At 61.1% G+C, this 22,889-nt stretch carries 20 protein-coding genes and 1 pseudogene; 13 read left to right on the top strand and 8 right to left on the bottom strand.

What is annotated here, in order from left to right:
• Positions 1-25 precede the first annotated feature (25 nt).
• The 3 genes from ACK6BI_RS14880 to ACK6BI_RS14870 all read left to right on the top strand — a co-directional run bounded on the left by ACK6BI_RS14880 (position 26) and on the right by ACK6BI_RS14870 (position 2,696).
• Positions 26-1,303, top strand: a complete 1,278-nt coding sequence (locus ACK6BI_RS14880; protein WP_409317658.1) for a flavohemoglobin expression-modulating QEGLA motif protein — start codon at positions 26-28, stop codon at positions 1,301-1,303.
• A gap of 161 nt (positions 1,304-1,464) precedes the next feature.
• Positions 1,465-2,370: an alpha/beta hydrolase gene (locus ACK6BI_RS14875; RefSeq protein ID WP_409317657.1), complete on the top strand. Its 906-nt coding sequence runs from the start codon at positions 1,465-1,467 to the stop codon at positions 2,368-2,370.
• On the top strand, positions 2,367-2,696 hold the full coding sequence (locus tag ACK6BI_RS14870; protein WP_065259685.1) for a hypothetical protein: 330 nt from the start codon (positions 2,367-2,369) through the stop codon (positions 2,694-2,696). The genes ACK6BI_RS14875 and ACK6BI_RS14870 overlap by 4 nt, the downstream gene beginning before the upstream one ends.
• Before the next feature lie 66 nt (positions 2,697-2,762).
• On the opposite strand, the gene ACK6BI_RS14865 is transcribed toward ACK6BI_RS14870, so the two are convergent.
• The 3 genes from ACK6BI_RS14865 to ACK6BI_RS14855 form a co-directional block, all read right to left on the bottom strand.
• Positions 2,763-3,551 (bottom strand): OmpA family protein, encoded by a 789-nt coding sequence (locus ACK6BI_RS14865; protein WP_409317656.1) that lies wholly within the window; start codon positions 3,549-3,551, stop codon positions 2,763-2,765.
• Positions 3,552-3,606: 55 nt separating this feature from the next.
• Positions 3,607-4,011 carry a DUF4398 domain-containing protein gene (locus ACK6BI_RS14860; protein WP_065259687.1) on the bottom strand — a complete coding sequence of 135 codons (405 nt, stop codon included), beginning with the start codon at positions 4,009-4,011 and terminating at the stop codon, positions 3,607-3,609.
• Positions 4,012-4,389: 378 nt separating this feature from the next.
• Positions 4,390-4,734, bottom strand: a complete 345-nt coding sequence (locus ACK6BI_RS14855; protein WP_065259688.1) for a pilin assembly protein — start codon at positions 4,732-4,734, stop codon at positions 4,390-4,392.
• A gap of 214 nt (positions 4,735-4,948) precedes the next feature.
• On the opposite strand from ACK6BI_RS14855, the gene ppc reads away from it, so the two are divergent.
• The 6 genes from ppc (at position 4,949) to ACK6BI_RS14825 (ending at position 11,589) form a co-directional block, all read left to right on the top strand.
• A complete protein-coding gene (ppc, locus tag ACK6BI_RS14850; RefSeq protein ID WP_409317655.1) occupies positions 4,949-7,579 on the top strand; it encodes a phosphoenolpyruvate carboxylase in 2,631 nt (876 codons plus the stop codon).
• A gap of 300 nt (positions 7,580-7,879) precedes the next feature.
• Positions 7,880-8,527 carry an adenylate kinase gene (adk, locus tag ACK6BI_RS14845; protein ID WP_409317654.1) on the top strand — a complete coding sequence of 216 codons (648 nt, stop codon included), beginning with the start codon at positions 7,880-7,882 and terminating at the stop codon, positions 8,525-8,527.
• 93 nt (positions 8,528-8,620) lie between these two features.
• A complete protein-coding gene (tsaB, locus tag ACK6BI_RS14840; RefSeq protein WP_409317653.1) occupies positions 8,621-9,295 on the top strand; it encodes a tRNA (adenosine(37)-N6)-threonylcarbamoyltransferase complex dimerization subunit type 1 TsaB in 675 nt (224 codons plus the stop codon).
• A gap of 256 nt (positions 9,296-9,551) precedes the next feature.
• Positions 9,552-9,860: a hypothetical protein gene (locus ACK6BI_RS14835; protein ID WP_409317652.1), complete on the top strand. Its 309-nt coding sequence runs from the start codon at positions 9,552-9,554 to the stop codon at positions 9,858-9,860.
• A complete protein-coding gene (locus ACK6BI_RS14830) occupies positions 9,860-10,720 on the top strand; it encodes a DUF72 domain-containing protein (protein ID WP_409317651.1) in 861 nt (286 codons plus the stop codon). Before ACK6BI_RS14835 ends, ACK6BI_RS14830 begins: the two co-directional genes overlap by 1 nt.
• 32 nt (positions 10,721-10,752) lie before the next feature.
• Positions 10,753-11,589 (top strand): oxaloacetate decarboxylase, encoded by an 837-nt coding sequence (locus tag ACK6BI_RS14825; RefSeq protein ID WP_409317650.1) that lies wholly within the window; start codon positions 10,753-10,755, stop codon positions 11,587-11,589.
• Between the two features lie 12 nt (positions 11,590-11,601).
• Here the strand turns inward: ACK6BI_RS14825 and ACK6BI_RS14820 are convergent, their stop codons facing one another.
• A complete protein-coding gene (locus ACK6BI_RS14820; protein WP_409317649.1) occupies positions 11,602-12,216 on the bottom strand; it encodes an energy transducer TonB in 615 nt (204 codons plus the stop codon).
• Positions 12,217-12,308: 92 nt separating this feature from the next.
• Between ACK6BI_RS14820 and ACK6BI_RS14815 the strand changes: the two genes are divergently transcribed.
• Positions 12,309-13,091 carry a class I SAM-dependent methyltransferase gene (locus ACK6BI_RS14815; protein ID WP_409317648.1) on the top strand — a complete coding sequence of 261 codons (783 nt, stop codon included), beginning with the start codon at positions 12,309-12,311 and terminating at the stop codon, positions 13,089-13,091.
• 105 nt (positions 13,092-13,196) lie between these two features.
• Here ACK6BI_RS14815 and ACK6BI_RS14810 read toward each other — a convergent pair whose 3' ends face one another.
• The gene (locus tag ACK6BI_RS14810; RefSeq protein WP_409317647.1) at positions 13,197-13,832 is read right to left on the bottom strand and encodes a TetR/AcrR family transcriptional regulator; all 636 of its coding nucleotides are present in this window, start codon (positions 13,830-13,832) and stop codon (positions 13,197-13,199) included.
• Between the two features lie 94 nt (positions 13,833-13,926).
• Between ACK6BI_RS14810 and ACK6BI_RS14805 the strand changes: the two genes are divergently transcribed.
• The 3 genes and pseudogenes from ACK6BI_RS14805 to ACK6BI_RS14795 form a co-directional block, all read left to right on the top strand.
• The gene (locus tag ACK6BI_RS14805) at positions 13,927-15,027 is read left to right on the top strand and encodes an efflux RND transporter periplasmic adaptor subunit (protein WP_409317646.1); all 1,101 of its coding nucleotides are present in this window, start codon (positions 13,927-13,929) and stop codon (positions 15,025-15,027) included.
• A gap of 6 nt (positions 15,028-15,033) precedes the next feature.
• Complete coding sequence (locus ACK6BI_RS14800; RefSeq protein WP_409317645.1) at positions 15,034-18,099, top strand: efflux RND transporter permease subunit; 3,066 nt, start codon at positions 15,034-15,036, stop codon at positions 18,097-18,099.
• A gap of 404 nt (positions 18,100-18,503) precedes the next feature.
• Positions 18,504-18,914, top strand: a pseudogene (locus ACK6BI_RS14795) (Fic family protein); the annotation flags it as partial.
• Between the two features lie 79 nt (positions 18,915-18,993).
• Here the strand turns inward: ACK6BI_RS14795 and ACK6BI_RS14790 are convergent.
• Genes ACK6BI_RS14790 through plsB form a run of 3 tightly spaced genes read right to left on the bottom strand, consistent with a single transcriptional unit; the run spans position 18,994 to position 22,662 of the window.
• Complete coding sequence (locus ACK6BI_RS14790; RefSeq protein WP_409317644.1) at positions 18,994-19,683, bottom strand: DUF4197 domain-containing protein; 690 nt, start codon at positions 19,681-19,683, stop codon at positions 18,994-18,996.
• Positions 19,684-19,707: 24 nt separating this feature from the next.
• The gene (locus ACK6BI_RS14785; RefSeq protein ID WP_409317643.1) at positions 19,708-20,106 is read right to left on the bottom strand and encodes a YbaY family lipoprotein; all 399 of its coding nucleotides are present in this window, start codon (positions 20,104-20,106) and stop codon (positions 19,708-19,710) included.
• 51 nt (positions 20,107-20,157) lie between these two features.
• Positions 20,158-22,662, bottom strand: coding sequence for a glycerol-3-phosphate 1-O-acyltransferase PlsB (gene plsB / locus ACK6BI_RS14780; protein WP_409317642.1), 2,505 nt, complete (start codon positions 22,660-22,662; stop codon positions 20,158-20,160).
• Between the last annotated feature and the right edge of the window lie 227 nt (positions 22,663-22,889).

Raw genomic sequence — 22,889 nt, 5'->3', positions numbered from 1 at the left:
GTCACGTTTTCTACAGGAGTTTCGGGTGGACGATTACCAGCAGACGATACGCACGCTGTCCGATCGCATTGTGCTGGCGCAGACGCCGATCCGCGTGCTCGATGCGGTCAAGTGGGACGAGAACATCCGCAAGGGGTTTCTGAAGGCCAAGGGCAAGGAAATGCCGGCGGTGGATCGGGACTATTACCTCAACCGGGCGCTGACCTTCGATTCGAGCAAGGTCAAGCTGGAATTCCAGAACATCGAACGGGATATCACCCGCCAGCTCGGTCAGTTCAACCCGGTCGGCCAGATCATGCGGCGCATGTGCAAGGAATACCGCATGGTGGTGCGCATGCTCGAAGCGCGCGGCACCGAAGATTTCGGCCTGATTTCCCAGGAGCTGTACGGCGCCGCATCCGATGCGTTCCATGCCGGTGACCCGACGCTGGCCGACCTTGGCCTGATGATGTCGGACTATCTGAATAACATTGATGGCCGCGGCGACCTGAAGGACGAACCGAAGTCGCTCACGGCCAAGGATGCCGTGCACTTGCTGCAAACCCGGTTGAACAAGGTGTTCGGCGAGGCCGAGGAAACCATCCGGGTGTTTGAGTCCGACGGTATCGTCGCCGATGCGGCGGCGGGCGCCGACTACATCAAGATCCGCACCGACGCGATGTTCAACGACCGCGACGTGCGTGCGCTGGAAGTCCACGAAGGACTGGTGCACGTCGGTACCACGCTCAACGGATTGAATCAGCCGATCTGCACTTTCCTGTCCAAGGGGCCGCCCTCGTCGACGGTGACTCAGGAAGGCCTGGCGATCCTGATGGAAATCATCACGTTCGCTTCCTATCCGAGCCGCCTGCGCAAACTGACCAATCGCACCCGCGCCATTCACATGGTCGAGGAGGGCGCGGACTTCTTGCAGGTCTTCGAGTTCTTCCGTGAACAGGGCTTCGAGTTGGCGGAAAGCTACGGCAACGCCAGTCGGGTTTTCCGTGGATCGACGCCGACCGGTCTGCCATTCACCAAAGACTTGTCCTACCTCAAGGGCTTCATCATGGTTTACAACTACATTCAGTTGGCCGTGCGCAAGGGCAAGCTCGAGCAGATTCCGCTGTTGTTCTGTGGCAAGACCACGCTGGAGGACATGCGGACCCTGCGGCAACTGGTGGACGAAGGCCTGGTGGTGCCGCCCAAGTACCTGCCGGACCAGTTCCGTGACATGAATGCGTTGTCGGCGTGGATGTGCTTCTCCAACTTCCTCAATCACTTGAGCCTGGACCGGATCGAGGCCGATTACTCCAACATTCTGTAGGCCCACACCGTCCTCTGTGGGAGCGGGCTTGCCCGCGATAGCGGTCTGACATTCAACATTGATGTCGATTGATCCGCCGCCATCGCGGGCAAGCCCGCTCCCACAAGGTCATTTGTTTTCCTCAGGGTTGTGTTTCAACTCTCTTCGCGAGGTTTCACCGGATGAGAATCCTCGGCATCCTTTGCCTGCTCCTGACCCTCGGCGGTTGCAGCTCTTTGCTGTTCTACCCCGAGCCAGGCCAGATATTCACCCCGGAAAGGGCGAAGCTCGACTACCGCACCGTCACCCTGACCACCGCAGACGGCCTCAAGCTGAACGCCTGGTGGCTGCCGGCCAGACCCGGTGTCGAGGTCAAGGGCACGGTGCTGCACCTGCACGGTAACGGCGGCAACCTGCCGATGCACCTGGGCGGGAGCTGGTGGTTGCCGAAAAACGGCTATCAGGTGCTGTTGGTGGACTATCGCGGTTACGGCCTGTCCGAAGGCAAACCGAGCCTGCCGGCGATCTATCAGGACATCGACGCCGCGTTTGCCTGGCTGGATCAAGCGCCGGAAGTCAAAGGCAAGCCGCTGATCCTGCTCGGCCAGAGCCTCGGTGGGTCGATGGCCGTGCATTGGCTGGTGCAGCATCCGGACAGGCAAAAACAGCTCAAGGCCTTTGTGCTCGACGGGGTTCCGGCCAGTTACCGCAGCGTCGGCCAATACGCCCTCAGCACCTCGTGGATGACCTGGCCGTTCCAGGTGCCGCTGTCGTGGCTGGTGCCGGACAGCGACAGTGCGATCAACTCGATGCCGCAGCTCAAAGGCGTACCGAAACTGATCTTCCACAGCATCGACGATCCGCTGGTGCCCCTTTCCAACGGCATTCGCCTGTATCAGGCTGCGCCGCCACCCCGGGTCCTGCAATTGACTCGCGGTGGGCATGTGCAGACCTTCGGCGATCCGGTGTGGCGCCAGGTCATGCTGCGCTACCTCGACGACCCCGAGCATTTCAACGGACTGCGCCGCCTCGGCGAAGTCCCGAATTACCCGCAACCCCCGAATTCTGAAAACGAGAGTCCGCAATGACTGAAGAACGCAACGCCATCCCGCTGATCATCACCGGTATCTGCAGCATCCTCGGCACCGTCGGCGCCCTGTGGTACTACGGCTACCTGCACTTCGCCAAACCCGAGGATGCGTTGCTGCTCAACGAATTCACCATGCTCAAGACCATTCCCGGCGAGGACTACAAGGTCTCGCTGACCCCGGCGCCGCAAGTGGCGCAGTGCATCGATGGCGTGCTGGTGCTGTTCGACACCGAACAGAAAGGTTTGACCGGGGTGCTGGTCAACAGCCAGAAAAAGGCCGTGCGCTGCATGGGGCAGGAGACGCCGCAGAAGCTCGAAGAATAAACCTGCGACAGACAAAAAAGCCCCGCCTGATCACTCAGGCGGGGCTTTCTCATTCCAGCGTGACGCTTAGTTCGAGCTGACAGCCGAACGCGGCATCACTGGCTGGTTGTCGTTGGAAATGGTCACTTCCACCCGACGGTTCATTGCACGGCCCGAAACGCTGCCGTTATCCGCCACCGGGTATTCCTTGCCATAGCCCTGAGTCACGATGCGCGACGGATCGACGCCCATCTTGATCAGTGCGACCTGTACGGAAGTGGCACGACGCTCGGACAGCGACTGGTTGTAGCTCGCCGAACCGGTGCTGTCGGTATAACCCTCGACGATCACTTTGCGATCCGGGTTTTGCTGGAGGAACTGCGCCAGTTTGTTGATGTTCACCAGACCGCTGGATTTCAGGTCGGCCTTGTTGGTGGCGAACAGCACGTCACCGAAGGTCACCAGGGTACCGCGGTCGGTCTGCTTGGCGTTGAGGCTGTCCTGCAGCTGTTTGATCTGTTGATCGCGGGCATCCAGACGGGCCTGGGCACGTTGGGCGGCGGCGTTCTTCAGGTTGTTTTCAGCGGTGCGCAGGGCGATGGTCTGCTTGGCCACTTCCACGCGCTGGTTGGTCAGGTAGGCCAGCTGGTCGACCTTGGACGCTTTTTCCTTGTCCAGATAGGCCTTGTCAGCCTTGTCCAGATAATCGCTGGCGTCCTTGGTTTCCAGTGCCGCCACCTTGCTCGCCTGTGGGTTGGCCTGCAGGCCGGCGTAGTTGGTGCGGGCCTGTTCCAGGTTCGGGTTGGGCGGCGTGGAGCAGGCAGCCAAGGCAACGCTTGCGGCCAGGAGAGCGGGGATCATCAGTTGTTTACGCATAATCGTTCGTCCTTTCTATCGATAAGAGATTCAGCCTTGCGGTCGGGATGCGCGCTTACTGCACAGTGCGCTGACTTTCCTGACGCAGTTCCTGAACACCTTTCTGGGAATCCTTCAGCGCCTGCTCGGCTTTCATCGCCTGAGCCTTGCGTTCGGCAACGCGGGCGTCCCACTCGGCTTGCTCGGCGAGCGTGCGGGCCTCGTCATACTTCTTGTCGTGCATGGCGATTTCGGCTTGCTTGAGCTTGTCCTGCGCCTGCTTCATTTCCACGGCGGCGAATTCGGTACCGCCGGCGCTGACCGCGCTGTTGACCGCCGATTGAGTCACGGCGTACTGCTCGGTCGGAGGATTGCCGGCGCAACCGGCCAGTACGAAGCTGGTGCCGATGGCCAGGGCGGCCAGTTTCAGACCGCGCAGGTGAGAGAACGAGGTTTGGGTCTTCATGGTCTTCAACTCCATTGGTTAATTCCTTGGAAGCTTCGAAATCCATCCTGGTAGCGGAGCCGCAACCGTCATGTGCAAGTGCGTTTTGAAACGCTCGTTCCAGGCGTGGTTACCTGTTCCGACCGAAGGCATTTTTCAAAAGTTCAGAAAAGATGGCTCATCGCCCAAAAAAAATCTGACCGAACGGGCAAGGCTCTAAGGCGGGAACTTTGGCGGTGCTGAGGGGTACGCGCAGGCGTTTAAAATGCCAAAAACACACCTGTTTGCAGGCAGGAATAAAGTCAATGTGGGAGCGAGCCTGCTCGCGAATCCGGTGGCACAGTCACTATCGATGTCGACTGATGCCCCGCTTTCGCGAGCAGGCTCGCTCCCACAGTTTTGATCTCATTGGTGTCAGTGTTTTTGTTTGCCGGCAGCAGCGCAGAGGTCTTGCAAATGCCTTCTCGAAAGCGCGAGAAAACGCGGTGTCGGACCGACATCTTCATACAGCGGATCACCTTCTTCATCGGTGGCGACCACGGTCGAGCCTTTCACATAAGGCAGGCTCGCTTCGAACTCTTCAAGCGCCGCGCCGATCAGCTCGCCGAGCAGTTCTTCGGCATGGCGTTTGGGGTACATCTCGGCGATCGCCGCCAGCCGTGCGGCAGCTTCCACATCCAGATGAATCGTGTAGCCAGTGTCGGTCAGGCGACCCTTGGCGGTTTCTTCCCAATGCTGGGCGAGTTCACGGATTTTCATGATGACCTCATGTCGTACCTGCTCGTGGCAGGTCTGGGTGAGTGTCCGCCGTCAGTCGGCGGCAAGCCGTTGTGGGGCTTACTGTTGAGACTAGCTTCCAGGGACAAGGTTTAAAGTCCCTTCGTCGTCTGCTTGTAAGAAGCGTCCCGCAGCGGCACTCTCTGTTCATCCGCTCACTTGCGATCCGTTACCGATTACTGCTGGAGAGATGCCGATGACCGATATTGATGCACGCTTGCGCGAAGACGTTCACCTGCTCGGTGAGCTGTTGGGCAACACCATCCGTGACCAGTATGGCGAGGCGTTTCTCGACAAGATCGAGCAGATTCGCAAGGGCGCCAAGGCCGACCGGCGTGGCTCGATGGACGCCGAACTCAGCGCCAGCCTCAATCAATTGAGCGAGGATGAGCTGTTGCCGGTGGCGCGAGCGTTCAACCAGTTTCTCAACCTGGCGAACATCGCCGAGCAGTACCAGCTCATCCATCGCCGCGAAGAGTCGCAGGCGGCGCCGTTCGAATCCCGTGTGCTGCCGGAACTGCTCGCCCGCCTGCGTGAAGAAGGGCACAGCGCCGATTCGCTGGCCCGCCAGCTGGCGCGACTGGAAATCGAGCTGGTGCTGACCGCGCACCCGACCGAAGTGGCCCGGCGCACGCTGATCCAGAAGTACGACGCGATTGCCGCGCAACTGGCGGCGCAGGATCACCGCGACCTGACCAGCGCCGAGCGTGAGCAAATCCACAACACCCTGCAACGCCTGATCGCCGAAGCCTGGCATACCGAGGAAATTCGCCGCACTCGACCAACGCCGGTGGACGAGGCCAAGTGGGGGTTTGCGGTGATCGAACATTCGCTGTGGCAGGCGATTCCCAACCACATGCGCAAGGCCGATCAGGCGCTGTTCGCCGCCACTGGCCTGCGTTTGCCACTGGAAGCCGCGCCGATCCGCTTCGCTTCATGGATGGGCGGAGACCGCGACGGCAACCCGAACGTTACCGCAGCCGTGACCCGCGAAGTGCTATTGCTGGCGCGCTGGATGGCGGCGGATCTGTACCTGCGGGATGTCGATCACCTGGCGGCCGAACTGTCGATGCAACAGGCCAGCGATACGCTCAAGGCCAGGGCCGGTGACAGCGCCGAACCCTATAGAGCGGTGCTCAAGCAATTGCGCGAACGCCTGCGCGCCACGCGTAATTGGGCCCATGCCTCGCTGACCGCCACCACGCCGGCACCGGCTGATGTGCTGCACAACAATCGCGACCTGCTCGATCCGCTGGAACTGTGCTACCACTCGCTGCACGAATGCGGCATGGGCGTGATCGCCGACGGCCCGCTGCTCGACTGCCTGCGTCGGGCCGTCACGTTCGGCCTGTTCCTGGTTCGTCTGGATGTGCGTCAGGACGCGTCGCGCCACAGTGCAGCGATGACCGAAATCACCGATTACCTCGGCCTCGGGCGTTATGAGGATTGGGACGAAGAGCAGCGCATCAGCTTCCTGAGTCGCGAGCTGCAAAACCGCCGACCACTGCTGCCGGCGTATTTCAAGCCTTCGGCCGACACCGCCGAAGTGCTCGCCACCTGCAAGGAAATCGCCGCCGCACCGGGTGCGTCGCTGGGCTCCTACGTGATCTCCATGGCCGGCGCCGCTTCGGATGTACTCGCGGTGCAACTGCTGCTCAAAGAGTCCGGTGTACTGCGGCCGATGCGCGTGGTGCCGTTGTTTGAAACTCTCGCCGACCTCGACAACGCCGGCCCGGTGATCGAGCGCCTGTTGCTGCTGCTGGGCTACCGCGCACGCCTGCAAGGCCCGCAGGAAGTGATGATCGGTTATTCCGACTCGGCCAAGGACGCCGGCACCACCGCTGCAGCGTGGGCGCAATATCGGGCGCAGGAGCGGCTGGTGGAGATCTGCCGCGAGCAGCAGGTCGAACTGCTGTTGTTCCACGGTCGCGGTGGCACCGTGGGCCGTGGCGGTGGCCCGGCTCACGCGGCGATCCTGTCGCAGCCGCCGGGCTCGGTAGCCGGACGGTTCCGCACCACCGAACAGGGGGAAATGATTCGCTTCAAATTCGGCCTGCCGGACATCGCCGAGCAAAACCTCAATCTCTATCTGGCTGCCGTGCTCGAAGCGACTTTGCTGCCACCACCGCCACCGACGCCGCAATGGCGGCATCTGATGGATGAACTGGCCGCCGACGGTGTCGCCGCCTACCGCGCCGTGGTGCGGGAAAATCCTCAGTTCGTCGAGTATTTCCGCCAGTCGACGCCGGAGCAGGAGCTGGGGCGTCTGCCGCTGGGCAGTCGGCCGGCCAAGCGCCGCGCCGGTGGCATCGAAAGTCTGCGGGCGATTCCGTGGATCTTCGGCTGGACCCAGACACGCCTGATGCTGCCGGCCTGGCTGGGTTGGGAAACCGCGCTGAGCAAGGCACTGGAGCGCGGCGAAGGCGAGCTCCTGGGGCAGATGCGCGAACAGTGGCCGTTCTTCCGCACCCGCATCGACATGCTGGAAATGGTGCTGGCCAAGGCCGACGCCGACATTGCGTTGTCCTACGATGAGCGACTGGTTGAGTCGGACTTGTTACCTTTGGGTGTGCACTTACGCGACCTATTGTCGCAGGCATGTTCCGTGGTCCTCGGCCTGACCGGTCAGTCGCAACTGCTGGCACATAGCCCGGACACCCTGGAATTCATCCGCCTGCGCAACACCTATCTCGACCCGCTGCATCTATTGCAGGCTGAATTGCTGGCCCGTTCGCGACAGCCCAACGTCGAGCAGGACAGCCCGGTGGAACAGGCGTTGCTGGTGTCTGTGGCGGGGATTGCCGCCGGTTTGCGAAATACCGGCTAAGGTTTTCTGCGGGGGACGAGGTACCCGGGGTTCGCGGCGGGTGCCGTTTATCGATCGTGGGAAACAGGCGGGCAAGCGACAGTTAATGACGGGGTTGCGACTTGGGGAACCGCGTCGCAAGGTCGCGGCAGACGCCGGTTTCTCCGACTTTTGGCGTCTTGTGTGGGGGCAGCCTGCTGTGTATCTTGGTCAGCCTCTGGCCGTTTGAGCGGTCACGACCCTATTTTCAGGATTTCGCCCCATGAGGCGAATCCGTTGTTTTGCAAAAGCTTTTTATAAAAAAATTGAGGAGCACATCTAATGCGCGTCATTCTGCTGGGAGCTCCCGGGGCCGGTAAAGGTACTCAGGCTAAGTTCATCACCGAGAAATTCGGCATTCCGCAAATTTCCACCGGCGACATGCTGCGCGCTGCGGTCAAGGCCGGCACCGAGCTGGGCATCAAGGCCAAGGGCATCATGGATGTCGGCGGCCTGGTGTCGGATGACCTGATCATTGCGCTGGTCAAAGATCGCATCGCCCAGGCTGACTGCGCCAAGGGTTTCCTGTTCGACGGTTTCCCGCGCACCATCCCTCAGGCTGAAGCGCTGGTGGCAGCCGGTGTCGAGCTGGATGCCGTGGTTGAAATCGCCGTTGACGACGAAGAAATCGTTCAGCGTATTGCTGGCCGTCGCGTTCACGAGGCCAGCGGCCGCGTGTACCACATCGTCTACAACCCGCCGAAAATTGCCGGCAAAGACGACATCACCGGTGAAGAGCTGGTGCAGCGCAAGGACGACACCGAAGAAACCGTGCGCCATCGCCTGTCGGTCTACCACTCGCAGACCAAGCCGCTGGTGGATTTCTACCAGAAGCTGTCGGCCGCCAACGGCAAGCCGAAGTACAGCCACATTCCGGGTGTCGGTTCGGTTGAAGCGATCACCGCCAAGGTGCTTGAAGCGCTGAGCTGAAAAACCTGATCCGCTGCATCATCCACGGCCCGCTTGCGGGCCGTAGTTGTTTATACTGGCGCACTTTTCCCCACCTGATTTACGGACACATCGATGAGTACCTTGCTGGCCCTGGACACCGCGACTGAAGCTTGCTCCGTTGCCTTGCTGCACGACGGCAAGGTCACAAGCCATTACGAGGTGATCCCGCGCCTGCACGCGCAGAAACTGCTGCCGATGATCCAGCAACTGCTGGCGGACGCCGGCACCACATTGCAGGCAGTGGACGCGATCGCCTTCGGTCGTGGCCCGGGCGCATTCACCGGTGTGCGCATCGCCATCGGCGTGGTGCAAGGCCTGGCGTTTGCTCTGGAACGTCCGGTGTTGCCGGTATCGAACCTGGCGGTGCTGGCGCAACGCGCTTATCGCGAGCACGGTGTGAAACAGGTTGCAGCGGCCATCGATGCACGAATGGATGAAGTGTATTGGGGCTGCTATCGCGAGACGGCGGGAGAGATGCGTCTGGTCGGTACCGAGGCGGTGTTGCCGCCGGAAACCGTCGCACTGCCGGATGATGCTGCCGGCGACTGGTTCGGTGCGGGCACCGGTTGGGGCTATGGCGAGCGCCTGGCTGTTACGGCGAGCGGTACCGATGCAAGCATGCTGCCCCATGCCGAAGACCTGCTGACCCTGGCCCGGTTCGCCTGGGAGCGTGGCGAGTCGATTCCGGCGGACGACGCCCAGCCGGTTTACCTGCGCGATAAGGTCGCCACGCCGAAAGCCCGCTGATCCACCCCAACCCTGTGGGAGCGAGCCTGCTCGCGAAGGCGTCGTGTCAGCGTAAATTGATGTTGAATGTGCCGGCCTCTTCGCGAGCAGGCTCGCTCCCACAAGGTGCGGCGTTATGGCTGAACGCTGCCAATCGTCCGTTTCCAACCCCGCGCTTTAAACCTTTTGTGTTTTATGTGTTCTAGTTATCACTCGGCGATTTGCTAAGTCGGTCAGGTGCCGCTAAATTGCCATCATCGATACCGAGCATGACTTTATGCGTATAGACGGCGTTTCCACTCATTCCTATCCCATCAAGCGCAAGCCTCGCAAAGGCAGTCCGGCGCTGGATGAGTCCGTCGACGATATCGAAGGTGAACCGGAATTCCCCTCCGAGGCACAACTGGCCGCCCGTGCTGCCAAATCCGCCGCGCAACGCCTGAGCAACCTGCCCGCCCGTCAACAGGACATGATTTATCACCGTGCGATGAAAAAAAGCGTGGCCATGGCCCTGGCCAGCTACCTGAGCACCGCCGGTTTTGTCGATTGGGAAGCAGACGTGCTGGGCCTTGATCTCTACATCTGATGGGTCTGCCTTACTACCTCGGATGCCCGTCCTGGAGTGAAAACGCCTGGCGCGAGTATCTGTATCCGGCAGATGCCAGGACCACCGATTTCCTCGGCCTGTATTCGCAAGTGTTCAACGCCGTGGAAGGCAACACGACTTTCTACGCCAGTCCGTCACCAGCCACCGTGCAGCGTTGGGCCGAAGTCATGCCCGAGCACTTTCGCTTCACTGCCAAATTCCCCGGCGACATCAGCCATGGTGGTGATCTGCGCGATCAACTGACCGCCGCGCAAAGCTTCATCCAGCTACTTGCTCCTCTCGGCGAGCGCGTGTCGCCGCTGTGGCTGCAACTGTCGAAAAGCTTTACTCCGCAGCGATTGCCAGAGCTGGCAGCCTTTATCGATGCGTTTGATCGACCGCTGGCGGTGGAAGTGCGCCATGAACAGTTCTTCGCCAAAGGCGACAGTGAACGCCTGCTCAATCGCCTGTTGCTGGATCGCGGCGTCGAGCGCATCTGCCTCGATCCGCGTGCGTTGTTCAGTTGTCTGTCCACCGAGTCTTCGGTGATTCATGCGCAATCGAAAAAGCCCCGCGTGCCGACGCGTCCGGCAGCGTTCACCCAATTCCCGCAGGTGCGCTTCATCGGCCATCCCGAACTTGAAGCCAATGATCCGTTTCTGGTGCCATGGGTGGCCAAGATCGCCGAGTGGATCGAAGAGGGCCGCACGCCGTACATCTTCCTGCACACCGCCGATAACATTCTGGCGGCGAAGCTGGCGCAACGGTTCCATGCGCAACTGATGCAACGTTTGCCTGGCCTGCCATCGCTGCCTGAGCTATACAGAGAACCCGCCGCCGAGCAACTTGACCTGCTCTGAGGCGGATTTTTTTCCTGCCCAGGAGCCTGTCCATGGATGCCCCAGCCCTAAAAGAACAAACCCGCAAAGCCGAAGCCTTCAAAGCGCTGCATGCGCGTCCCGGGATATTCGTGATTCCCAATCCGTGGGATGCAGGTTCGGCGAAGATGCTTGCCAGCCTGGGTTACCAGGCGCTGGCGACCACCAGTGCCGGTCATGCGTTTTCTCAAGGAAAACCTGATGGTGCGTTGGGGCTCGAACAGACTCTGGACAACGTTCGGGCGATTGCCGCCGCCACGGACTTGCCGGTGGCGGTGGATCTGGAAAACGGTTTTGCCGACGCCCCGGTCGAGTCCGCGCAAAGCTTGATGCGCGCAGCCGAAGCGGGTGCGGTGGGCGGTTCCATCGAAGATGCCACGGGACGTCCGGATGCGCCGATCTACTGTTTCGAACACGCCGTGGCGCGGATCGAAGCCGCGGTTGCGGCGGTGCGCACGCTGCCGTTTCCCTTCATCCTGACGGCCCGCGCGGAAAACTACCTGCACGGTCATCCCGATATCAACGACACCATTCGCCGTTTGCAGGCGTTCGCCGAGGCCGGTGCCGACGTGCTCTACGCACCGGGGTTGAGAACGGCTGAAGAAGTGTTGGCTGTGGTGCGTGCAGTGGCACCGAAACCGGTCAACGTATTGATGTCTGGTGGCCTTAAATTGACTGTGCAACAGTTGCAGGACATGGGCGTGAAGCGCATCAGCACCGGCTCGGCGCTGGCACTGGCGGCGTTTGGCGAATTTTTCCGGGCTGCCGAGGAAATCCAGCAGTCGGGCACGTTCGACTTCACCTCGCGCTCGATGCCGTACGCCAGGGCCAATCAATTCTTCAAGGATTGAAGCGAGGCGGGATCAGGCAGCGATGCGCAGGTTCTGCTGAACGATCGGGCGTACCCAGCCGTTATCGAAGTCCAGGGCTTTCTGTTGTTCGATGAGTTCTTCCGGCGGGAACGGCGGGTACGGCTGGAGCAGGTCCAGGTCGAACTCGGCAATCGGCAGATACAACGGTTTCTTCTGCGGGGCAGGGCCTGGCTCAGGCAGCGGCTGGCCGTTGTTGATCACGATCGGGCGTACCCAGCTGCTGTCGAAGTCCTGCTGCTTTTGCTGAGTCTTGATGTCCTCCGGCGGGAACGGAGGGTACGGCTGGGCCAGTTCCATGTCGATTTCGGCGATCGGCAGGAACAGTGGCTCAGGCGGGCGAACCGGAGTGTCCACCACGTTGCATTCGCGCTGGTCGATGATGTGGGCGTGGAGTTCGCTGCCGATGGTCGGTTCTTCAGGGCTTTCCAGATCGACCGGCGGAAATGTGCCGCAGGCCGGCACCCCATCACTCGCTTGTTCGGCCAGTGCCTGGGCAAAGAAATCCTGCCACAGGTGACTGACGCCGCCCAATGCTTGAGTGTTATGACGGCTGAAATCGCCTGCGGGCGAAATGTAGCCAATCGATGTGGGAAGAATGCCTGACATTTTTTTCGGTCGACGCTCAGCTCTGGCAAAATGCGCGTTGATTGGGTTATCGGCGGTTTTTGCCGATCCTTAACTTTTTTGAGCGTGTTTTCATGATTGAGCAACCCGCGGCCTGCCGCATCCATGTCGAAGCCCTCGGCCCGACTTTCGAGGCGCAGGCCGGGCAGTGGGCCGAGCGCCTGAATCTGCCGTTGCAGTTGGCTGATGGCGAGTTTGCCTTGCAGGTCGGTGAGCAGGGCCTGCAGCTGCAACAGCTGGGGCCGGATGCGCCGGGCCCGGTACGGGTGGACTTCGTCGAGGGTGGGGCGGCCCATCGCCGGTTGTACGGTGGCGGCAACGGACAGATGATCGCCAAGGCCGTGGGCATCGCCCAGGGCGTGCGTCCACGGGTGCTGGATGCCACGGCCGGCCTGGGCAAGGATGCGTTCGTACTGGCGAGCCTGGGGTGCGAGATGAGCCTGATCGAACGTCAGCCGCTGATCGGCGCGTTGCTGGAGGATGGCCTGGCCCGGGCGGCGGAAGATTTCGACGTGGCGCCCATCGTGGCGCGAATGAAGCTGCTCAAGGGCAACTCCATCGAGGTCATGCGTAACTGGGAGGGCGAGCCACCGCAGGTGATCTATCTCGACCCGATGTTTCCACACCGTGAGAAAACGGCCTTGGTGAAGAAGGAAATGCGCCTGTTCCGCCCGCTGGTGGGCGATGATCCGGATGCACCGGCACTGCTGGAAGCAGCGTTGGCGCTGGCCTCGCACCGGGTGGTGGTCAAGCGTCCGCGCAAGGCACCGTGTATCGAGGGGCCCAAGCCGAGTCATGCGCTGGACGGCAAGTCCAGTCGTTATGACATCTACCCGAAGAAAGCGCTCAAGGCCTGAGCCCGGGTCACTGTCCTTCGCGAGCAGGCTCGCTCCCACATTGGAATGCATTTGAAATGTGGGAGCGAGCCTGCTCGCAAAGGGGCCAGCCCAAACTCTGGATTTCTAGGGCCTGTAGGCCCGCATGAACAACTCGACCACTTCCTGCACATGGCTTTCTGCTGCCTCGCCGGTCAGTGGTTCTCCGCAGCCGTACAGCAGCCGGAAATTCCCCGCACCCTTGATCAGGCAGAAGAAGTGTTCGGCGGCGTTGTGCGGGTTGTCGATGCGCAGCGCGCCGGTTTCATCGATCCGTCGCAGCAGCCTTTCCATGCCCTGCACCATGCGCTGGGGACCGGCCTCGAAGAAGATCAGTGACAGCTTCGGATCCTGACTGCCCAGGGCCATGATCAGGCGATGCAGGTTCACCGACTCATCGCTGTTGATCAGGTGATGGAAGCCTCTGGCAATGTTCAGCAACACATTATCCACCGCAATGCCGTCCGGCAATTCGAAGAACAGCGGTGGCAATTGCTCCTCGCATCGGGCCACGACGGCGGCGGAAAACAGCGTTTCCTTGTCGTTGAAATGGCTGTAGACCGTCAGCTTCGACACGCCAGCCTCGGCAGCCACCGCGTCCATGCTGGTGTTGGCGTAGCCGTGACGCAGAAACAGGATTTTCGCCGCTTCGAGAATGGCCTGGCGTTTGGCCGGATCCTTCGGGCGGCCGGGGCCGTTTGGTGCTGAAAGAGTGTTCGGCATTCTTCGCTTTTAATACTGGACTGGTGAGTTTGCTATTAATAACATACCGGCCAGTATAATTATTCCAAGCCACCTTAGCGAAAGGTCCTTCACCATGTTCCGCCATGCGTTGTCTGTCGCGTTGCCAATCGGTCTGGCTGTTTTTTTGTCGGCATGTGGCCAGGAGGAGGTCGCGCAAGTCGGCGTCCGACCGGCCATGGTGGTCCAGCCAGAGCCTTCGGTGCAGTCGATGGAAAGCTATCCGGGCGAGGTTCGCGCCCGGTATGAACCGGATCTGGCGTTCCGGATCGGCGGTAAAGTCAGCCGACGACTGGTCGAGGAAGGCCAGCGGGTGAAAGCCGATCAGCCATTGGCCGAGCTCGATCCGCAGGACGTGCGCCTGCAACTGGAAGCCACTCGCGCTCAGGTTACTGCCGCCGAAGCCAACCTCAATCTGGCGCGCGCCGAGCGTGATCGCTACAAGACGCTGATGGAGCGGCAGATGGTCAGTCGCTCGGCCTATGACAATGCCGAAAACCTCTACCGCTCCGGTGAGGCGCGCCTCAAACAGATCAAAGCCGAATTCAACGTCTCGACCAATCAGGCCAGCTATGCCGTTTTGCGCGCGCCCCAGGACGGAGTAGTGGCCAGGCGTACGGTGGAAGTCGGGCAAGTCGTGGCGGCGGGGCAAACCGTATTTACCCTGGCGACCGACGGCGAACGCGAGGTGTCGATCAGTCTGCCGGAACAAAGCTTCGGACGGTTCAAGGTCGGGCAGCCTGTTTCTGTGGAACTCTGGACTCAACCGAACCAGCGCTTCGCCGGCAAGATCCGTGAACTGTCGCCGGCGGCCGATCCGAAATCCCGTACCTTCGCCGCTCGCATCGCCTTCACCGCCGGCAACGTGCCGGTCGAACTCGGCCAGAGCGCCCGAGTGTTCGTGCAGACCGCCGACGTGATCCCGCTGTCGGTGCCGCTCTCGGCCCTGACCGCAGAAAACGGTGCGACCTACGTCTGGGTCGTGAGCGCCAACAACACCTTGAAAAAGACCTCCGTGCGCGTCGGCCCATTCGGCGAGAAAACCGTACCGGTCCTGGAAGGCCTCAATGCCAGCGATTGGGTCGTGGCCGCCGGCGTCCATGTTTTGCTGGAAGGGCAGCAGGTGCGTCCCGTGGATCGCTCCAACCGTGTGGTCAAACTGGCGGACAAGGAGTAAGTCCCGATGCGCTTCAACCTTTCCGAATGGGCGTTGCGTAATCGCCAGATCGTACTGTTCCTGATGCTTCTGCTGGCTATCGTCGGCGCGTTGTCCTACACCAAGCTCGGTCAGAGCGAAGACCCGCCGTTCACCTTCAAGGCTATGGTCATCCAGACCCGCTGGCCCGGCGCCACGGCGCAGGAAGTCTCACGTCAGGTCACCGAGCGCATCGAAAAGAAGCTGATGGAAACCGGCGAGTACGAACGCATCGTTTCGTTTTCCCGCCCCGGCGAATCCCAGGTCACCTTCATCGCCCGCGACTCGATGCATTCGGTGGAAATCCCGGACCTCTGGTATCAGGTGCGCAAGAAGGTCGGCGATATCCGCCAGACCCTGCCGCCGGGGATCCAGGGCCCGTTCTTCAACGATGAGTTCGGCACCACTTTCGGCAATATCTATGCGCTGACCGGCGACGGTTTCGACTACGCCGTGCTCAAGGATTACGCCGATCGCATCCAGATCCAGCTGCAACGGGTCAAGGACGTGGGCAAGGTCGATTTGCTCGGGCTGCAGGACGAAAAGATCTGGGTCGAGCTGTCCAACGTCAAACTCGCCACCCTGGGCCTGCCGCTGGCTTCGGTTCAGCAGGCGCTGGAAGAACAGAATGCGGTGTCCACTGCCGGCTTCTTCGAAACCGGCAGCGAACGCCTGCAACTGCGGGTCTCGGGGAATTTCCAGACGGTCGACGAGATCAGGAACTTCCCGATCCGGGTCGGCGATCGCACGTTCCGCATCTCCGATGTCGCCGATGTGCGACGTGGCTTCAACGATCCGCCAGCGCCACGCATGCGCTTCATGGGCGAAGATGCGATTGGCCTGGCAGTGGCGATGAAGGACGGTGGCGACATTCTGGTGCTGGGCAAGGCGCTGGAAAGCGAATTCTCTCGCCTCCAGAAAAACCTGCCGGCCGGGATGCAACTGCGCAAGGTTTCCGATCAGCCGGCGGCGGTGAAAACCGGTGTCGGCGAGTTCGTCCAGGTGCTGGTCGAGGCGCTGGCCATTGTGCTGCTGGTGAGCTTCTTCTCCCTCGGTGTGCGTACCGGCATGGTGGTGGCGCTGACCATTCCGCTGGTGCTGGCGATGACCTTCGCCTGCATGTATTACCTCGGGATCGGCCTGCACAAGATCTCCCTCGGGGCGCTGGTGCTGGCGCTGGGCTTGCTGGTGGACGACGCGATCATCGCCGTGGAAATGATGGCGATCAAAATGGAGCAGGGTTTCGACCGGATCAAGGCGGCCAGTTACGCCTGGACCAGCACCGCGTTCCCGATGCTGACCGGTACGCTGATCACTGCCGCAGGCTTCCTGCCGATTGCCACTGCCCAGTCCGGCACCGGTGAATACACCCGCTCGATTTTCCAGGTCGTCACCATCGCGTTGCTTGCTTCGTGGGTGGCGGCGGTGATGTTCGTGCCGTATCTCGGGGAAAAGTTGCTGCCGGATCTGGCGAAAATTCATGCGGCCAAACACGGTGGCGACGGTCAACCGGACCCCTATGGCACGCCGTTCTACCAAAGGGTCCGACGGCTGGTGGAATGGTGCGTGCGTCGGCGCAAGACGGTGATCGTGCTGACGGTGGGACTGTTCGTCGCTTCGGTGATGCTGTTCAAGTTTGTCCCACAGCAGTTTTTCCCGGCCTCCAACCGCCTGGAACTGATGGTCGACCTCAAACTGGCGGAAGGCGCTTCGCTGGCCAACACCACCGCCGAGGTCAAACGGCTGGAAGCGATGCTCAAGGACCGCGCCGGCATCGACAATTACGTGGCCTACGTCGGCACCGGTTCACCGCGTTTCTACCTGCCGCTGGATCAACAACTGCCGGCGGCAAGCTTTGCCCAATTCGTCGTGCTGGCGAAAACCATCGAAGAGCGTGAAGCACTGCGCACGTGGCTGATCGATACCTTGAACGAACAGTTCCCGGCCCTGCGCTCGCGGGTCACGCGGCTGGAGAACGGCCCACCGGTCGGCTATCCGGTGCAGTTTCGCGTGACTGGCGAGCACATCGAGGAAGTCCGTGCGCTGGCCCGGAAAGTCGCAGCCAAGGTGCGCGAGAATCCGCACGTGGTGAACGTGCATCTGGACTGGGAGGAGCCGAGCAAGGTCGTGTACCTGAACATCGATCAGGACCGCGCCCGGGCGCTGGGTGTGAGTACGGCGAACCTGGCGAAATTCCTCCAGAGTTCGCTGACCGGCTCCAGTGTCAGCCAGTACCGCGAAGACAACGAGCTGATCGAAATCCTCCTGCGCGGCACCGTGCACGAGCGCACCGAGCTGTCGCTGCTGCCGAGCCTGGCAGTGCCGACCGACAATGGTCGCAGCGTTGCGCTGTCGCAGATCGCCACCCTGGAATACGGTTTCGAGGAAGGCATCATCTGGCATCGCAATCGACTGCCGACCGTGACGGTGCGGGCCGATATCTATGGCAAGGAGCAACCGGCAACGCTGGTGAAGCAGATTCAGCCGACCCTCGATCCGATCCGTGCCGAGTTGCCTGACGGTTATCTGCTGGACGTCGGCGGCACCGTGGAAGACTCCGAGCGCGGCCAGAAATCGGTGAATGCCGGTGTGCCGATGTTCATCGTCGTGGTGCTGACGTTGCTGATGGTGCAACTGCGCAGCTTCTCACGAACGGCGATGGTGTTCCTGACGGCGCCGCTGGGGTTGATCGGGGTGACGCTGTTTCTGTTGGTATTCCGCCAGCCGTTCGGGTTCGTGGCGATGCTGGGGACGATTGCGCTGTCGGGGATGATCATGCGCAACTCGGTGATTCTGGTGGATCAGATCGAGCAGGATATTGCGGCGGGCCTCAAGCCCTGGCAGGCGATTATCGAGGCGACGGTACGGCGGTTCCGGCCGATTGTGCTGACCGCGCTGGCGGCGGTGCTGGCGATGATTCCGTTGTCGCGCAGTGTGTTTTTCGGGCCGATGGCGGTGGCGATCATGGGTGGGTTGATTGTGGCGACTGCCTTGACGCTGTTGTTTTTGCCGGCGTTGTATGCGGCCTGGTTCCGGGTTCGCAAGGAGGCTTGATTGGGTTTGGTGAACGTGGCGGCCTTCGGGCCGACCATGCTTTGGGTGTTCTTTGTGAATATCCGTTTGTTCGGCGTTGCGGCTGGCGGTTTCGCCCTGACGGCGAGTCACTTTTTTCAAACGCCAAAAAAGTAACCAAAAACGCTTGGCCCCGGCGTTCGGCACCTCGCTTTGGCTCGGTGTTCCTTCGTTACGGGATTCATCCGGGGGCATCGCCTACGGTTTGCTTCGCTGCACCTCCTCTCGATGTGTTTGGCTTCGCCAAACGGCGCTGCGCGCCTGCCCCCGGATAAATCCCTCCACTCAGCCTGCCGATGGGGCCGGCACGTCAAAAGCTTTACTCGAGCTAACGCTCATCGTGTTTGAGTGGCTATGGGCTATGGGCTACACCATCGGCACGGGAAACCCTTTCGGCCGTCGATCTGCAGGCGACTTCCGCTTCGCTGGAATGCATGACCGGGCAGATCGGCGAACGGTCGCATTTCAGTTATTTGCTCAATGATCTGATCGAAGACGTAGTGATCGCCAGCAGCCATTTGGAAGGTGCGGCAACGACAACGCGAGTTGCCAAGGACATGCTCAAGTATCAACGGCAGCCGCGCACGCCGGATGAGCGCATGGTCATGGGCAATTACAGGATGATGAATTTCGCCCGGGAAAACCGTTACCAGCCCTTGAGCGTCGACTTGATCGCGGCAATGCATCGGGTGGGCGTCGAGGGGATCGATGACGCGCAATACAGTCCCGGTTTTTTCAGGACGAACGATGAAGTGGTGGTACAGGTTGGCGAGGGCAACACGGTGCATGCACCGCCGTCGACTGTCGCTTCTTACGCAGTCCAGCCGGTGTGTTGAAGGACGGGAGCGAGTTGTCTCGCTCCCGTGCAGCGTCGGCCTAGAGCGTACCAAACACCTTCTTCGCCAGACTCGTCGCCGCAGCGGCCGGGTTCTTGCGGATGGTTTCTTCCTGTTTGCCGATCATCTCGAACAGGCCGTTCAGCGCTTGTTCGGTCACGTAGCTTTCGATGTTGGCGCTCTTCGCGTCGACCACACCCAGCGTCGCAGCCTGACCGGCGAACGAGTTGTACTTCTGCGCCACGCCTACTTTGTCGGTCGCCTGTTTGACGATCGGCAGGAACTTCGCGCGGATCTGTTCGCGACTGGTTTTGTCCAGGTATTGGGTGGCGGAATCGTTGCCGCCGCTGAGGATGCCTTTGGCGTCGGCCACGCTCATTTTCTTCACCGCATCGACCAGGATCGGCTGGGCCTGTGTCACGGCGGTTTCCGCGGCCTTGTTCATGGCGGTTTCCAGCTCATCGACCTGGGCGCCCATGCCAAACGCTTTCATCTTGCCGGCAACCTTGCCGAGTTTGCCTGGCAGCTCGATTTTCACCTCCGGGTTATTGCTGAAACCACCCGGGGTGCCGAGTTGTTTGACGGCCAGTTGCGCGCCCTGGGTCAGGGCATCCTTGAGACCGCCGGTGGCGTCGCCTTGCGACAGGTCGCTGAGGGACAGGGCCATGGCGCTGGCGGAGATCATCAGGCCTGCGCACAGGCCGGCGAAGCGAAGGGTAGGGCGGAGCATGCAAGCTTCCTTGTTCGATAAGCGTTAGCGGGCAGAGTCGACGCGGATCTTCAGTGGCTGCGGATCCTTGCCATCCAGTTGCACGGCATGGTTTTCGGTGGTGATGAACATCAGCTCGCCATTGACTTCGATGCGCGCACTGACGGAATAACGGTGGCCGGGTTTGACCTGGGCCGGATCGTAGCTCAAGTGGAACGGCAGAGGCACCTGGCCTTTGACCGGGCCTTTCTGTTCATCGAGCACGACGGCAGGCGCATCGGCCAGCGAAACGTCCTGCAGGCTCACGCTCAAGGTCGCGCTTGGAGGCAGAGCGATGCGTTGCAGGTAGAACACTTCGCCGTCGAGGCTCGCTTTGCCGCCCGGTGTAGCGGACTGGCAGGCGCTGAGCAATGTGGCCGCGGCCAGCAGGGAAAGTTTTTTCATCGGAATTCTCCGCATCGATGGCGCCAGAAAAAGCCTGACGCCTGTAGCAATCTAGTCGTTTTGCGTGGAGGCGGCGGGCTGATCGGCCGCATCCTCACTGCGATGCAAGGCCACCTGACGGATCGACAGACGAATTTCCGCCGGCAGTACCCGTTTGGCTGCACCTTCGGCCAGTTCGCCGAGCAGTTCGTGATAGCTCAACTTGCCTGCTTCGTCGCGACGCAACACATCGAGGTCGAGCATGGTCTGGATGAAGTGACGGAACAGGCTCTTGTCGAAGAACTCGGGCGCGTTCAGGCCATGCAGGATCGACAGGCGCTGGGCCATGACCGTGCACAGATCTTCCAGTTCTTCGGCGCTGAGGGCGTTTTGACCGGCGTTGAGCAGCAACGATACCGTCATGTAGAAGCGCTGCAGGGTCTGGGCGATGCTCTTCGACAGCAGGGTCAGCAGCACGAAATGCCGTGAACTTGGAGCGGGGCGCAGGTAAACGTCTTTCTCGAAGCGCAGCAGGCCTTGTTCGACGAAGGCCTCCAGCCACTGATCGATCACCGCATCCAGTTCTTCCAGGCTCCAGCGGATGAACAACTCCGCCTGCAGGTACGGATACAGCGCGCGGGTGTAGCGCAGGATCTGTTCGCGGCTCATGCGCGAAGTGCTCTGGAAGAAACTCGCCAGCAACGCCGGCAGGGCGAAGATGTGCAGCACGTTGTTGCGGTAGTAGGTCATCAGGACGGCGTTCTGCTCGTCCAGATAGAGAATCTTGCCCAGTGCATCGTTCTGCTCGGACAGCAGATCCATGTCCTTCACGTGTTCGATCAGCGCCCGGCCATCACCCTCAGGCAGGGTGGTGTGCGGCGAGTACGGGACTTTGCGCAACAGCGCCAGGTACAGATCCAGCACTCGCGCCATGGCGCGGTCGTCCAGTGCCAGGCGAGTGGTCGACAGCAGCGCCAGCGCCACCAGATTGACCGGGTTGATCGCCGCTGCTTCGTTCAGATGCTGCGCGACTTTCTCGCCGAGACGGTTGGTGGTTTCGTTGAGCCACGCAGGCTTGTACTGCGGGCCCAGTTCCTGCTGGCGCCAGCCCGGTTGTTCGCTGTCGAGGAATTGCGCCAGTTTGATCGGCTCGCCGAAGTTCACCGCCACCTGGCCGAAGCGCTGTTTGAGGGCACCGATGACTTTGAAGATGTCGAAGATCGATTCTTTCTTCTTGCTCGCGCCACGCAGTTCGCCGAGGTAAGTCCGGCCTTCAAGCACGCGCTCGTAGCCAATGTACACCGGCACGAACACGATCGGCATCCGCGAGGACCGCAGGAAGCTGCGCATCGTGATCGCCAGCATCCCGGTTTTCGGCTGGAGCATGCGCCCTGTGCGCGAGCGCCCGCCCTCGACGAAGTACTCGACCGGAAACCCTTTGGTGAACAGGGTGTGCAGGTATTCGTTGAATACCGAGGTGTACAGTGGATTGCCCTTGAACGTACGCCGCATGAAGAACGCGCCGCCACGACGCAACAGACCGCCTATCACCGGCATGTTGAGGTTGATCCCGGCGGCAATGTGCGGCGGGGTCAGACCGTTGCGGAACAACAGATAGGAGAGCAACAGGTAGTCGATATGGCTGCGGTGGCACGGCACGTAGATCACTTCGTGACCCGGGGCGACCTTCTGCACGCCTTCGATGTGGTTGACCTTGATCCCGTCGTAGATCTTGTTCCAGAACCAGCTCAATACCACTTCCAGAAAGCGGATCGCGGTGTAGGTGTAATCCGAAGCGATCTCGTTACCGTAGCGCAGGGCCTGGGCTTTGGCTTTTTCCAGGGAGATGTTCTCGCGCTCGGCTTCGTCGAGGATGGCCTGCCTGACCAATGGCTGGTTGAGCAGGCCCTTGACCAGATTGCGCCGGTGGGAAATGTCCGGGCCGATCACCGCCGCTTTCAGGTTGCGAAAGTGCACTCGCAGGATCCGCTGGGCCATGCGCACGGTGCGCTCGTGGCCCTTGTTGTGTTCGATCAGTTCGCGCAGGTGGATCGGCGCGGAGAACTGCACCCGGGTCTTGCGTCCCAGCACGATGATGCTCAACAGCCGGCGCAGACGCCCGGTGACCGCCCAGCTGTCGGCGAACAGCAGTTTCCATGGGCTGTTTTCGCTGTCCGGCGACTGGCCCCAGAACACGCTGACCGGAATGATCTGCGCGTCTTCGGCGGCATTCTGGCTGAGGGCGCTGACCAGCCGGGTCAACGTCGGCGGTGCGCCGCGTTTGTCCTGACGGCCGAGCCAGTCCGGGTCCGGCGTCAGATAAAAGAACGCCGCCGGTTCGATCAATGAACCCACGGACACCGGCAGCACCGGGCGCGGCAGGCCGGCCTTGGTGCACTCGGTGTCGACCACGGCCAGATCGGTCAGCGAAGGGTTTTGCAGGACATAGAACACCGGACGACTGCGGTCGAGGTTGAGGGTGAACGACGACTGGTTGATCGTCTCGGAGCGAACCCAGAGATACAACAGTCGGCGCAAGGTGCCAAAAACAAGACGGCGGAACGGGGAACGGGTCATACGGCTTCTGCGTGAGTTGAAGAAACCGAGCAAATGCTCGGTAGGCGCGACAGTTTGCCGGATTACTCGAAAATCGGCAAAAAAGCGGCGAAGTAATCTCCTGTTGAGAGTTTCGTCGCCTGTCATATACTCGGCGGTCTGTCGCCGGGGCCCTTTTATGGACGTCGGACGCAGGCTGACGTTCCGCAAAGGCTTTCCTGCGAAAAGCCTGTTCAATAATAAAAAAG

The sequence above is a fragment of the Pseudomonas sp. KCJK9016 genome (assembly GCF_046231795.1).
Lineage (GTDB): Bacteria > Pseudomonadota > Gammaproteobacteria > Pseudomonadales > Pseudomonadaceae > Aquipseudomonas > Aquipseudomonas bananamidigenes.
Note: the sequence above shows the minus strand (reverse complement) of the source record. Positions and strands in the feature narration are given on the sequence as shown.